Source organism: Prosthecobacter debontii (assembly GCF_900167535.1).
In the GTDB taxonomy this organism is placed as follows: domain Bacteria; phylum Verrucomicrobiota; class Verrucomicrobiia; order Verrucomicrobiales; family Verrucomicrobiaceae; genus Prosthecobacter; species Prosthecobacter debontii.
Map to the genome: position 1 here is coordinate 47,489 of NZ_FUYE01000021.1, position 13,118 is coordinate 60,606.

Annotated in this window: 11 protein-coding genes; 2 read left to right on the forward strand and 9 right to left on the reverse strand. The window is 58.9% G+C overall.

What is annotated here, in order from left to right:
• Nucleotides 1–25 precede the first annotated feature (25 nt).
• On the forward strand, nt 26–454 hold the full coding sequence (gene ybeY / locus B5D61_RS22345) for an rRNA maturation RNase YbeY (RefSeq protein ID WP_078815666.1): 429 nt from the start codon (nt 26–28) through the stop codon (nt 452–454).
• Between the two features lie 46 nt (nt 455–500).
• Here the strand turns inward: ybeY and B5D61_RS22350 are convergent, their stop codons facing one another.
• The 9 genes from B5D61_RS22350 to B5D61_RS22390 all read right to left on the reverse strand — a co-directional run bounded on the left by B5D61_RS22350 (nt 501) and on the right by B5D61_RS22390 (nt 10,901).
• Nucleotides 501–1,298, reverse strand: a complete 798-nt coding sequence (locus B5D61_RS22350; RefSeq protein WP_078815667.1) for a thymidylate synthase — start codon at nt 1,296–1,298, stop codon at nt 501–503.
• 63 nt (nt 1,299–1,361) lie between these two features.
• The gene (gene ilvE, locus B5D61_RS22355; RefSeq protein ID WP_078815668.1) at nt 1,362–2,255 is read right to left on the reverse strand and encodes a branched-chain-amino-acid transaminase; all 894 of its coding nucleotides are present in this window, start codon (nt 2,253–2,255) and stop codon (nt 1,362–1,364) included.
• A gap of 97 nt (nt 2,256–2,352) precedes the next feature.
• Nucleotides 2,353–2,829: a hypothetical protein gene (locus B5D61_RS22360; protein WP_078815669.1), complete on the reverse strand. Its 477-nt coding sequence runs from the start codon at nt 2,827–2,829 to the stop codon at nt 2,353–2,355.
• A 44-nt stretch (nt 2,830–2,873) separates the two neighbouring features.
• A complete protein-coding gene (locus tag B5D61_RS22365) occupies nt 2,874–3,299 on the reverse strand; it encodes a DUF6941 family protein (RefSeq protein WP_078815670.1) in 426 nt (141 codons plus the stop codon).
• A 22-nt stretch (nt 3,300–3,321) separates the two neighbouring features.
• Nucleotides 3,322–5,370: a penicillin-binding transpeptidase domain-containing protein gene (locus B5D61_RS22370; RefSeq protein WP_078815671.1), complete on the reverse strand. Its 2,049-nt coding sequence runs from the start codon at nt 5,368–5,370 to the stop codon at nt 3,322–3,324.
• A gap of 79 nt (nt 5,371–5,449) precedes the next feature.
• Nucleotides 5,450–6,055, reverse strand: a complete 606-nt coding sequence (locus tag B5D61_RS22375; RefSeq protein ID WP_078815672.1) for a riboflavin synthase — start codon at nt 6,053–6,055, stop codon at nt 5,450–5,452.
• A 134-nt stretch (nt 6,056–6,189) separates the two neighbouring features.
• The gene (locus tag B5D61_RS22380; RefSeq protein ID WP_078815673.1) at nt 6,190–7,923 is read right to left on the reverse strand and encodes an NADH-quinone oxidoreductase subunit G; all 1,734 of its coding nucleotides are present in this window, start codon (nt 7,921–7,923) and stop codon (nt 6,190–6,192) included.
• 107 nt (nt 7,924–8,030) lie between these two features.
• On the reverse strand, nt 8,031–8,402 hold the full coding sequence (locus tag B5D61_RS22385; protein WP_078815674.1) for a DUF2237 family protein: 372 nt from the start codon (nt 8,400–8,402) through the stop codon (nt 8,031–8,033).
• Between the two features lie 24 nt (nt 8,403–8,426).
• Nucleotides 8,427–10,901, reverse strand: a complete 2,475-nt coding sequence (locus B5D61_RS22390) for a tetratricopeptide repeat protein (protein WP_139373430.1) — start codon at nt 10,899–10,901, stop codon at nt 8,427–8,429.
• Between the two features lie 317 nt (nt 10,902–11,218).
• Here B5D61_RS22390 and B5D61_RS22395 point away from each other — a divergent pair.
• On the forward strand, nt 11,219–13,118 hold a 1,900-nt coding region (locus B5D61_RS22395; RefSeq protein WP_139373438.1), incomplete at its 3' end, for a DUF4062 domain-containing protein.

Genomic DNA, 13,118 nt, shown 5'->3' on the forward strand with positions numbered 1-13,118 from the left:
CCGCTTTGATCCTGCCCATTCAGCAATGGCCAAGCTATCCCTTTACAACCGCCAGAAAACTCATCGACCTGATCTGCCCTGGTTACGCCGCATCGTCAAAGCAGCTTTTCCTCTTTGCCTCGCTCAAACGAGATCTCCTGACGCCCCGCTGCACCAATTGGAAGAGATCGAGATCACCATCATCTCGGATGAAGCCATTGCTGAGGTTCATGCCGAGTTTCTCGATGATCCCACCCCTACGGATGTGATCACCTTTCATCATGGAGAGATCCTGGTCAGCGCAGATACGGCGCTTCGCCAAGGGAGTGAACATGGACAGGCATTGAATCATGAACTCGCCCTCTACATGATCCACGGCCTCATGCACCTCGGAGGTTGGGACGACCATGAAGCTGAAGAAGCCGCCGAGATGGCGCAAAGACAGCAGGTCGTGCTAGAGAGTTGTTTGGGATAAGCAGAAGAACAAACGCATGGGTTGAACCTGCGTCCCCACTTCTCTTTTAAACCGCAATCGGTGCCTTGATGGCCGGATGCGGGTCGTAGCCTTCCAGCGTAAAGTCCTCGTAAGTGAAGGCAAAGAGGTCTTTGACCTCAGGATTGATCTTCATCACAGGTAAAGGACGTGGCTCACGGGTGAGTTGGAGTTTAGCTTGCTCCAGGTGGTTGGCATACAAATGCAAATCCCCAAAGGTGTGGACGAAGTCTCCGGGTTCCAGATCGCAGACCTGAGCGACCATCATCGTCAGCAAGGCATAACTAGCGATGTTGAACGGCACCCCAAGAAAGAGGTCGGCACTGCGCTGATAGAGTTGGCAGCTTAATTTACCCTGATCGACAAAGAACTGAAACAGGCAATGGCAGGGAGGAAGTGCCATCTGATCGACCACGGCGACGTTCCAGGCGCTGACGATGTGCCTCCGGCTCGAGGGGTTTTTGCGGATGCCTTCCACCAGCTTGGTGATTTGGTCCACAGGTGCGGCCTCCGGTGCCCCCTGCCAACGGCGCCACTGGGCTCCATAGACGGGACCAAGATCACCGCTTTCATCGGCCCACTCATCCCAGATGGTGACTTTGTTTTCCTGAAGGTAACGAATGTTGGTGTCACCTTTGAGGAACCAAAGCAGCTCGTGGATGATGCTACGCAGATGGAGCTTTTTGGTCGTGACGACGGGAAAACCCGCCTGGAGGTCATAGCGGCTTTGTTCACCAAAGACTGAATAGGCGCCTGTGCCGGTGCGATCTTCACGGTAGCTGCCGTGGTCGAGGACTTTCCGGAGGAGGCGGTGATATTCGTTCATGGCATCACGGAAGCGGAATGGAGGGCGTTTGGCGTCTGCCCTCCATCCTTTCAGACTGCAGCTTTAGGCAGAGTAGGGGACAGGGGTGCCTGTGGAGTTTGCCAGAGCTTTGAACTTCTGGATGATCTCCAAAGTCAACTTACCTGGCTTGCCATCACCGATAGGGCGGCGATCATATTGAACGGCAGGGATGACTTCAGCGGCGGTGCCAGTGAGGAAGCACTCGTCCGCTGTGTAGATCTCATGACGGGTCATGGTCACTTCGTGGACCGTGAGGCCCATCTCGCGCATGACCTCAATGACGGCTTGACGGGTGATGCCATCCAGCGCGCCACTGGCGATGGTGGGGGTGTAAACTTGCCCCTTCTTGATGATGAAGATGTTATCGCCCGTGCACTCAGCCACATAGCCCTGTTCATTGAGCATGATGCCTTCTTCACATCCGGCCTGGATGCACTCGATCTTGGCCATGATGTTGTTCAGGTAGTTCAGGCTTTTCACCTGTGGGCTCAGGGCCGCCGGAGTCGGACGGCGGGTGGCACAGGTGATCAGGTTGAGACCGGTCTCATACTTCTCTTTGGCATAGAGTGTGATGCCGCTGGCGATGATGATGATGCCTGCTTTTGGGCACTGGTAAGGGTTCAACCCCAGGGAACCCACACCGCGGGTGATGACGAGGCGGATGTAGCCATCGCGCAGATTGTTAGCTGCCACGGTCTCCACGGTGGCCTTTTCCATTTCTTCGATGGAGATCGGGATGGTGAGGCAGATGGAGCGGGCACTTTCATAGAGACGCACCAGGTGCTCTGTCAGGCGAAAGACGCGACCGTTGTAAATGCGGATGCCCTCGAAGCAGCCATCACCATACAGCAGCCCGTGATCGAAGACCGAGACCTTAGCCTCGGATTCAGGAACGAGTTTGCCGTCGAGATAGATGAGCAGGTTGGAGGTGGCCATGATAAAGGGTGGGGAGGGGCGTGAGAATGCCAGTGAGAAGCTTCTTTGCAAGTCTGTGCTTACAGAAGCTAACAAAGACGCGTGTGGGGACGAGAGTTTATCGGCTAAGATCACTCTGGCAGAGCACCCGGAACCCTGCACCGCCGAGGACGTCCCCGGCCATTTCCACATCATCACAGTGGAGCACGAAGAGTGGGAAGTGGTTCGGACGCACCAGCATCGGGTAACAGAATTCAATGTTGAGCTCCGCAGCCAGAAGGGCGGAGAGGCATTCTGTCAGTCGATGCACGGTTTCATTGAGCTCCACGACGATGATTTGGCAGTCGATGTAAGGGATGCCTTTCTCAATGAATAGAAGGGCTGCGCCTTCGGGGTCACTCAAGATCAAGCGGACGAGGGTCATTTCCGTCGTGTCCTGCATGGACAACCCCAGGACCTCGATTGAGTTTTCCTGAAGCAGTTTGATGAGGGCCATCAAGGACCCGACACGATTAGGCAGAAAGACAGAGAGTTGCCGGATGGGACTGCCTTTAGTCGTGGCTTGAGCGGTTTCTTGCAGGGAATCGGACTGCATAAGGAGAAGATGGAGAGCGAAGTTACCAAAACGAAAGCTAACCTCTAACCTGCCGGACCGATGGCAGAGCGAGATTCATCAAACAAGGTGACACGCATCGGGATCGTCGCCAGAGACTGACCGGCGAGATCTAAAACCCAGCGGTAAACCCCCTGTTTCTCAATGCGGAGACGTTGAAGATTCAGCACGATGTTACGGGTGACGAAGGGCACGAAATTCGAAGGGAAACTGACATCCACCACGGACTCGAGCGCAGGCAGGCATTCCTGGCCGGAGGGATCGATGCAACGAATGAAAAACTGGTGCCTGCCGCTATCCATGGGCTCGAACATGAGCCGAATGACCAGGGCGCAATGCGGGTGCACGACGGGAAACTCACGGGCGCAGAGAGTATCGAAGGCCCCGAGAACGCAGAGCTTGCCGGAGTAGTCTGAAGCGGAGTCGCAGAGGGTAGCGAGCTGGACTGTCATGAAGGTTAAATACGATCTGAACTCAAGGGCCGCGCTTGAAGAGTCGGCGGAAGAAACCTCCGAGCGTTTTCTGCTCAGGTGGAGGGGGCGGAGGGGCTGCTTCAGCGGGACGTGCCGTCTCGGCGGCGGCGACCCCATCCATCTGCCCTTCATCCACAGGAACAGCTTGGGGCACATCTTTCATCGCGTTTACGAGGGGGTCGTCTGTCGGAGCGCCCTCAAAGTATTTGGTGAACACCTCATTCACAATCGGGGCCGCCACCGCGCCACCGCTGACAGTTTCCCCTGGGCTACCTTCATAGACCACGGCAAAGGCCAGCACTGGCTGGCTGGCTGGGAGGAATCCGGTAAACCAAGCGAGGTTTTGATCCGTGGGAATACGCCATTGCGCCGTGCCGGTTTTACCAGCGATCTGCGCCTTTTTGATACCAGCTGCACGGCCCGTGCCGCCACTGCCAGACACCACCGCGACCATGCCTTTGATCACGGTATCGCGAGCGATAGGATCGAGGTTGACTTGACGACGGACGCTGGGTTCGGCGGCATCGACGACGATTTCGCCAATGGTCTGCACCTGTTTCACAAGCCGAGGTTGAGGCATATTCACCCCGTCGGCGAGTGCAGCCATGGCTTGGCAGGTTTGCAGGGGGGAGACGAGCACGGCACCCTGACCGATGGAGATGTTAGCCAATTCACCGCCGAGGATTTTATGGTCGGCATTGGTTGGAACATTGCCTTTGGCTTCCGCCTTCAAGGGAATCCCAGTGCGCTCACCGAAGCCCATGCGGAGAGCCATGTTGGTGATCGGGTCTGCACCTGCTTGCAGGGCAGCTTGGTAGAACCAAGTGTTGCACGAACGCTTGATGGCCGTGATGACGTTCATCGGCCCTTCATCGGATTTGGTGTTCCAGTTGTTGAAATAGCGGTCACCGACTAGGAACGAAGTGCCGCAGTTAAAGGCCGTGGACGGGCCCACCTGTCCGCTTTCCAGGGCTCCGAGGGCGGTGATGATCTTGAAGGTCGAAGCTGGCGGATACTCGCCACGGAAGGCACGGGCCAGTGTGGGCTTCTTGGGATCGTTGGCCAGTTCTTCCCAGCGTGCGCTGCGGATGCCTGGGATGAATTCGTTGAGGTTGAATCCTGGATTCGATGCCATGGCCAGAATGTCACCGTTACGCACATCCATGATCACCATCGAGCCCCCATTGCGGGCAGATTTTTTCAGCGCGTTTTCTGCATACTTCTGAAGGTTGAAGTCCAGGGTAGTGACGACCGTGCGGCCGGGGGAAGGGCGGCGCAGCACCTCATCAGCCAGGAGTTTACCATCGGGATCGAAGAGCAGATTGATCTCGCCGGGGAGGCCCTTGAGCCAAGTGTCGAAGGTGACTTCAAGACCTTCACGGCCTTCCATTTCCTCGAACAACTGATCTCCGTCCGCAATCGGACCTTGGGGCAGGGGGCGAGTCTTGCCCGTGTATCCGATGATGTGGCAAGCGCAGTCGTCTTTGGGGTAAGTACGAATGTAGGCGGGTTGAAGTAGAAGGCCCTGACCCAGATGTGAAGCCAGTAGCTTTTGTTGTTCAGGGGTGATTTCGACATTCAGGCCCTCTTCAATGCTGAAGACCAGAGGTAACCAGCGACGGTGCTCATAATGGCTGAGCAGACGATCATCAGGCAGTGACCAGTTTTTCCCGAGGAGGCGGTTCGCTTCCGCGATCTTGCCCTTCGCGTAGTTCAGGATGGCCTCAGGCGTCGCCTTGGGCATGAAGGGGAAGTTGAGCGCCAGATAATGGACCACTCGATTGGTTGCTAAGGCCACGCCATTGCGATCCACAATCTGTCCACGGGGAGCCGGGATGCTCAGCCGCATGGTGCGGGCTTCTTTCTGGGTCAGCAAAGTGGCTGAAAGGTCGCCCTTTTTTTCGTCATTCTTCTGCGATCCAATGGCGGAGACATTCTGCATCGGCACAGCCTTAGGGACATCCTGAGCTGGGCTGTCAAAGGCGGCAGCGACGGAAAGACAGGCAAGGACAACCAGCGGATGCCTGGAGCGGTGATACACAGTCTGCATGATTGGAAAGCATACGTCCTAGGGGCGGAATGGACGTGTGGCAAGATGCGGGGAGACAGGGGGCGCGTCAAGACACACCTCAGGTTGCAGCCTGGGCCTGCATCAGATTGCGCACATATTTTCCGAGGAGGTCAAACTCCACATTCAACCGTGCTCCGGCTGCTTTCGTGTGGAGGTTGGTCACCTTGAAGGTGTGGGGGATGATCCAGCAGATCACACTCGTGGGGGTGACCTCGGCCGCTGTCAGGGAGATGCCATCCAGGCAAATGGACCCTTTGGGGATCACCAGTCCGGCTGATTCAGGGGGTAACTCCACCTCCAGGCGGTGGTCCTGGCCCGCTTCGCTCCAGTCGAGGATACGCACGGTGGCATCCACGTGACCCTGCACAAAATGACCCCCAAATCGGGCGCTCATGCTCATGGCTCGTTCCAGATTGACCAGACTTCCTGACTGTAGATCCCCCAGGCTCGTCACCTTGAGAGTTTGCATCAGGAGATCAAAGCTGGCGGTTTGAGCCGACACATCCCACTCCGTCACCGTTAGACAGCAACCGTTGACGGCCACACTCTCTCCCTCGGTCAGCTCCGCAGCCATGGCACCCACTTGCACGATGAGTCGGGCACTATCGCCTTTCGGCTCCAGGGAAACAACGGTGCCGGTGGCTTCAACTAGACCAGTAAACATAGTGCCTTTCAGCTACACAGGGATCGTGGAAAGTCGAATGAATGCTGGGGCGCGGAGAGCGTTCGTGACAAAAAAGAGCCCTGGATAAACCAGGGCTCCAGAAGTTGATCTCAACGCAGGGAATAACACCTTGCTTAGCCCACGATAATGCCCTTCGCCTTGCGCTCTTTTTCGCGCTCCAGCAGCGGGATTTTCTCATCGGTTTCGACCAGCGGAATGCCGAGGTCACCGATCTTGGCAAAGCTGAGGCCATTGAATAGGGCCACATCATTGCTCAGCGCACGGAAGACGTCTTCGATGCTGTAAAGACCGTTGGAACCGCCACAGGCCACGACGATGTCACGCAGGATTTCCCAGGTGTCACGAGCATTTCCGGGGGTATTGACCGCCTTGTTCAAGCGCTGCAAACGACCAGTGACATTGATCATGCTACCGCGTTTTTCCGCGTAGGTGGTGCCTGGAAGAACGACGTGGGAGAGCTCAGCTGTGGCATTCGCCAGCACATGGAGAGTGGCCAAGAACCCAACTTTCTCCAGGTCACGACGTTCAAAGCCAACCTTGAGAAGGTTTTCACCGAGGGCGAGAACCGCACGGAGGCGACCACGACTCATCAACTCAGTAATGCCAGCGATGCGGCTACCGGGCTCAATGCCGAGGATTTGTTTGGCGCCCAGCGTGTTGGGATTCTTGTCGGCGGCGGAGAGATAGTTATCACTTTCACCCAGACGTGGGATCACATCCACATTTTCGGTGCCCAGAAGTTTGGCCAACTGCTTGACGAAAAACAGCTCCTCATTGGTCATGCGTGCGCTGGCGATGATGGCGATTTCGTCGCCCTTTACCCCAGCGACTCCGGCGGCGATGGCTTGGAGGGCTTTCTTCCAGGTGGTGATCTCGTGATTGCCGGAGGTCTTGGCCATCGGATCCGTCAGACGGAACTCACTGTTCACGAAGTGGAAGTCCAGGCGCCCCCGATCACACATCCAGGAGGAGTTGACGTCATTGTTGTCGCGGGGCGTTTGACGATAGATTGTGTCACCGCGGGCGCCGATCTCCATGTTGCAGCCGCGTCCGCAGCCTGTGCAAACACTGTTAGTCTCACGCAGGAACCAGACGCGCTGTTGGAAGCGGAAGTCGGTGGAGGTGAGGGCACCAACAGGGCAGATGTCCACCGTGTTCAGAGAGTAGTTGTGCTCCAGGCGCTTGCCAGGATGCACGGCGAGCGTGGTGTAGCTGCCACGCTCAGTGAAGCCCAGCACCGGTTCATCGGCGATTTCAGCGGTGAAACGAATGCAACGGCTGCACATGATGCAACGCTCGTCGTCCAGACGGACACGTGGCCCGATATCCACATTCTTCGGTTTCTTGACCTTGTTTTCACGGAAGCGGCTTTCGCCTTTGCCGTGTTCGACACTGAATTCCTGAAGGCGGCACTCACCCGCTTGGTCACAGATCGGGCAGTCCAGAGGGTGATTGATCAGGAGAAACTCCATCACGCCTTTGCGGCATTCCTGGGTCAGGACGGACTCCGTGCGGATGCCCATGCCTTCAGCCACCGTGTTGGCGCAGGCAATCACCGGACGCGGCATCCAGCCGATCTTCGGCATGCCATGCTCATCTTTCTCCGGCTCTTGGCCAGGGGCTGGGCGCGGGGGCATCCCCATTTCCACCAAGCACATGCGGCAATTACCTGGGCTGGAGAGCTTCGGATGATAGCAGTAGTGGGGGACTTCGGCTTTGGCCTGTCGGCAGGCCTCAATCATGCGGGTGCCCTTGGGAAACTTGTGCCAGACACCATCAATTTGCACATTCACCAGATCAACGGGTGGAGGTGCGGCGGGAGTGGCGGCAGCAGCAGGAGCAGACATGGATGGAAAACGAGGGTTATGCGATTATCGGAGCCGTGAGGAGAGGGGCAACCCGAATTTGTGAAAAATTTCACAAGCGCGGTGCGAGGGCCTTCACGGCAGAGCTTTCAGGCGCCAGAGACAGGCAAGGCATGAGCCTGGAGATCGGCCAGATCCAACCACTCTAACGTGGAGGAATGCGTGGCCTCCAAACAAACCGGGGGTGCGACTCCGGCATCGAGAGCTTCCTTCCAGCGCGCCGCACAGAGACACCAGCGATCTCCAGGCTTTAGGCCGGTGAAATCCCACATCGGGGCAGGGCTTGTCAGATCGTTGCCCCGAGCTTTGGAAAACGCTAGAAACTCCTCATTCACCTGCACGCAGACGGTGTGGACGCCCTCATCTCCTGGTCCGGTGTGACAGTAGCCGTCGCGATAGAAACCGGTGATCGGTTGTTTGCAGCAGCATTGGAGAGCTTGTCCGAGAACGTTGGTGGCCATGAGAAAGAAGGAAGCAGAGGCGTGTTAAGGTTTGGCATCCCAGAGGAAGTGCTCCAGGCGGATGCGGGTGGCCAGTTCTTTGGCTTCGGCGGCACGGTCTCCGGTGGAAAGGGCGAGCTTTTCCGCCAGGCGGGCTGCTGCTTCCCACTCCTTTTGAGTCTCCAAAAGATCGATGCCAAAGAACCCGGCTCGGTAATACCAGCGGAATTCGGGGGGGCTGGAAGGCCCAGTGAAACCACTGGCCTGGACGACATCGTAGCAGGCCTCCAGCGCCTCGGTGGTGCGATTCGAGGCCTGGAGAACAGCGGCCAAGGTGTAACCGGCTCGGGCACTCCACAGGTAGGTGAGATCACTTTCACGCAGCAGGTCCCGCAGGGAACTGACGGCCTTTTCGAGTTGGCTAGGGTCAGTTTTGCCCAGCAGCATGAGGATCTCCGCCCGCTCACAGGTGAGGGAGCGTTTCATGTCTTCAGGGAGATTTTTCTCTGTGAGCAAACTGTCCAGTAGTTTCAGCGCCTCGGTTTCCTCCCCGGCACGGCGTTTGGCCAAGGCTTGCTGCTGGCGGGCTGGGATGCTCAGGGGCCCCCCACGCTCGGCCACTTCCTGCCAGAAATTGATCGCGGCTTCTCGGCCTTCATCGCTCATCATCGAGATGGCCGCCATCCCGGCAAAGTAGAGCGCGGTATCCGCAAATGGGGAACTGGCATGCTCCTGGGCCACCAGCTCAAACTCGGTGCGGGCACTGGCGAAGTTTTCCATCCGGTAAAAGGCATCGGCCACCTTCATGCGGACGCTGGCTGCTTGGGAAGACTCAGGCCAAGCCTTGAGATACTCGGCTCCGGTCTCCGTCACTGCTTTCAGTTGACCTTGTTTGTCCAGCATCCACAGCCGGGTCAAGGAAATCTGTTGCTTCTGCTTATCCGTCAGATCCGGCGCGGCAGCCGCTGAAGCGAGGGACGCCTCAATGGCGGCAAAGTCCGTGGGCACCTGCACGAGAAGAACCTCGGCCAGAGCAAGGTGAGCCTGAGCGAGGCGAGGATGCCCGGTATGTTTGGTGATGAATGCACGCAGTGATTGGACAGCGGAGTCCTGCCCTCGCGCGGCTTGGTCCAGGGCCTGATCCAACTCCAGATCGGCCGCGGTATCCCCGGTCTGGAGGCTGCTTTGCGTGCCCGAGCTGACGATCTCCAGTTGCCCAAGCAGACCTTGATAGAGCATCCACTCGCCCGCCCGCAGCGCTGCCACAGCGGCATTGTAGAGGGCCGCCCGCCGTTCAGCCAGAGTCGCCGCCACATTGGCTGCGGTCTCGAAGAGGCGGATGGACTGCGTGTATTCGCCTCGATCAAAGGCGGTGCTGCCAGTGACAAAGTCCACCATGGCGGATTGACCCGCGCTGTAAGTCTTCCGCCATTGGTCGGCCAGAGCCGTGACCCGGGTATCGGCCTTGAGAGAGCCATAGGTTTCCAGAGCCAGACGCATGGCCTCCGCTTCCTGCGGGTGATCTCGATGCATCTGAATCAATGCCTCCAGCAGTCCCAGCGCCTCCACGCGGCGATTTTGATGCAGCATCCAGCGGGCAGCTAAGAGCAGGGCATGCCCACGAAAGACCCCCGTGGATGCGGGCGGTAGCAGAGCTTGTTTTTGCACCCCATTGCCTTCGGAAATCCAGCGCAGGCAGGCATCAGGCAGCACGATGGGCTGGAGGTCACTGTCTAGGGCCTTCGCCAGGAGATCGAAGGCCTCCGTCCAGATCTGACTCTCCAGAGTATTGTCTAGAAACTGCACGATCGTCTCGACGCATTCCACCTGACGCCCCTGCCGTAGCATCACTTCGGCCAGCAGCACCGAGGCCGCATGGTGCATCCGTTCCCCTCCAGAGGTGGAGGACAAAAGCTCACGCAGCAGCGCTTCGGCCGAGGTCAGATCAGACATCTCCATCAGACCGCGAGCCCGCAGCAGTCCTGCCGCAGGGTCACCTCCCGTGGTCAACTCCTTGAGATCGCTCACCGCAGGCTGGTAGCTACCGCTGTTGAGATCCAGCTCATCCAGCATCAGGCGGGCTCGGCGGCCGATGTCCGGGGTCGCCGTGTTGCGCAGCGTCACCAGCAGTTCTCGGGCCTGATCATTCAGCCCCGCCGCCAGCCAGGCCTGTGCGAGTAAGAGCCTCTCCTGGCTCGTGGCCTCCCCCTCTTGCAGGCGCTGCTCCAGAGCCAGCCTCGCCCCCTCCACATCACCCGCCAGCATCTTCGCCTGCGCTTCCCAGAAAGGTTTGTTAGGCACCTGCTCACTGGAGAGCAGTTCTAGCGCCTTCGTTCCATTGCGCGCCCGCACCCAGGATTCGACCGCCAGCGCCGCCAGTGTCAGCCGCTCCGTGCTGCTCCAGCCCTCCTGGGCCAGAAGGCGCGTAGCCTTCGTCGCCGCCACCGCTGGCAGACCATCATTGAGCGCCCGGCGTGCGAGGCGGAACTCCGCATGATCTTCCATATCCGCTGCAGACACAGCCAGAGAGCAGGCGCCGTTCAGGGCCAGGAAGCAGGGAAGAAATCGTCGGAAACCGCGCATTGCCAACCAAGCTAGAACAGAACTTGAGGCTTTGCCAACGCCATCCATCGAAGGGGCCGGGAATCGTCCTTCAGCGCAGGCTCAGATCACGGTGTGGCCTGGACATTTTAAAACCCACATCCCTCGGGGCATACCCGCACGTCAGATCCCCCATCACGCTGCTCCAGAGTCCGATTTTCTCCCAGGATGATCTTGCGTAAAAACCCCCATCCCTGGCATAGTCCCCGCGCTGCATCGTCTTGGCCCTCCTGTGTATGTCTGATGTTACTCTTCTCCCACCTCACAGCCCAGCAGACCGCTTTCGCATCTTTCTGTCGGCGGTTACCAATGAGTTTGAGCACGCTCGCAATGCTTTGGGTGAAGATCTCGTCGCCCGGGGGCTGGAGGTGAAAATCCAGCGCAGCTTTCGGCAGGAGCATGATTGCGCCACCACGCTGGAAAAGCTGCACAACTACATTCGCGATTGCTCCGCCGTCGTCTGCGTCATCGGTCAGCGCAGTGGTGATCTGCCCAAAGGCGACAGCGCCGCGCCTTACGCCTACATGCTGCCTCCGGGCTTTACGCAGGCCACCTACACCCAGTGGGAGTTTCATTTTGCGCGGTATTATAAGAAGCGACTCAGCATCTACATTGCTACCTCGGAGTTCAAACCTCACGATCCCGCTCCCACAGGGCCGGACTTTCCCGACCTTCAGCAGCAGCTCATCGCCCACATCAGAGCCAACGGCCTGGACCGCGACTATTTCGACACGCCGGACAAACTCTGTCGCCTCGTCCTCCGCGAGCAGTGGCCAGATCACTCCGGCAGGCTCCTGCGTCCCAACAACCTCCCCCACGCCAGCATGGGCAGCTTGTTCAAAGGGCGGGAGGACTTCCTCAAAAACATCCGTCGGCAGCTTGGCGAGGCCATGGGGAAAGTCGCTGCCATCCGGCCCAATCACGCCATCCTCGGCATGGGCGGCATCGGCAAGACGCGCACCGCCATCGAGTATGCCTGGGCGCATGAGAGCGACTACACCGCCCTCCTCTTCATCACCGCCGCCAGCACGCAGAGTTTTGAAACCCAGCTCGCTGGTTTGTGCGGTGTTTTCAAGCTGGCCGAGGGGGTCACCGATCACGAAGTCCGCCTCGAAGCGGCTCTGAATTGGCTGAACCAGCCCGAGCATCACGGCTGGCTGCTCATTGTGGATAACGTGGACACGGACGAGGCCGCTCGCGCGGTCGAGTCCCGCCTCGCCGCCCTCAGCCACGGCCATGTCCTCATCACCGGACGGGTGACCCAGTGGCGGAAAAGCGTCGTCGCTCTGGAGCTCAGTGTCCTGGACCTCGACTCCGCCGCCGCTTACCTCCTGGAGGCCACGGAGGGCAAACGCCACCCCCAGGCCGAGGATGAAGCCCTGGCTCGGCAGATCGCCACCGACCTCGGTCAGCTCGCCCTGGCCCTGGAAATGGCCGCAGGCTACGTGAATGAAAATGAAACTTCCCTGGCCGACTACCACCGCCGTTGGCAGACCGCCGATCAGGCCGTCATCGGCTGGCATGATGAGCAGGCCACCGACTACCCCCGCCCCCTAGCCACCGCCTGGCAGATGTCCATGGACAGCCTGCCGACCCAAGGTGCCCGAGCCATGTTGGACATCCTCTCCTGGCTATCTCCAGAGCCACTGCCTCGTTTCCTCTTCGATGCCACCGCCGCCCCTGCGGGCCTGCAGCCCCTGTTCGAGTGGCCCGAGGCCCCACGTAAAATCCTCCAAACCCTCACTGGCGATGAGTCTGCCGATCCTCAGGAGGCACTACGCCAACTCCGTCGATGCTCCCTCCTGCAAAGCGCCCGCGAGGCCTCCTTCGAGGCCGTTGGCCAGCTCCACCGTGTCCTCGCTCACATCACCCGTCAGCGGCTTAATCAAGGCGATCAGGCGGTCACCCTCACCGCCGCCTTGCATCTAGTGAATGCGGCTGCTGTAGGCGTTCCGAGTGATGTCCGCCACTGGCCCCTTTGGAGTTTGCTGTCCCCTCACATCCGCACCGTCGCCACCCACGCTGATGAGCGGCATATTGCCGAGCCAACTGCACGGTTATTCAATGAACTGGCGCAGTTGCTGCAGGCGACGAACCGACTGGGGGAGGCGGAGCCGCTGATGCGGCGAGCGTTGG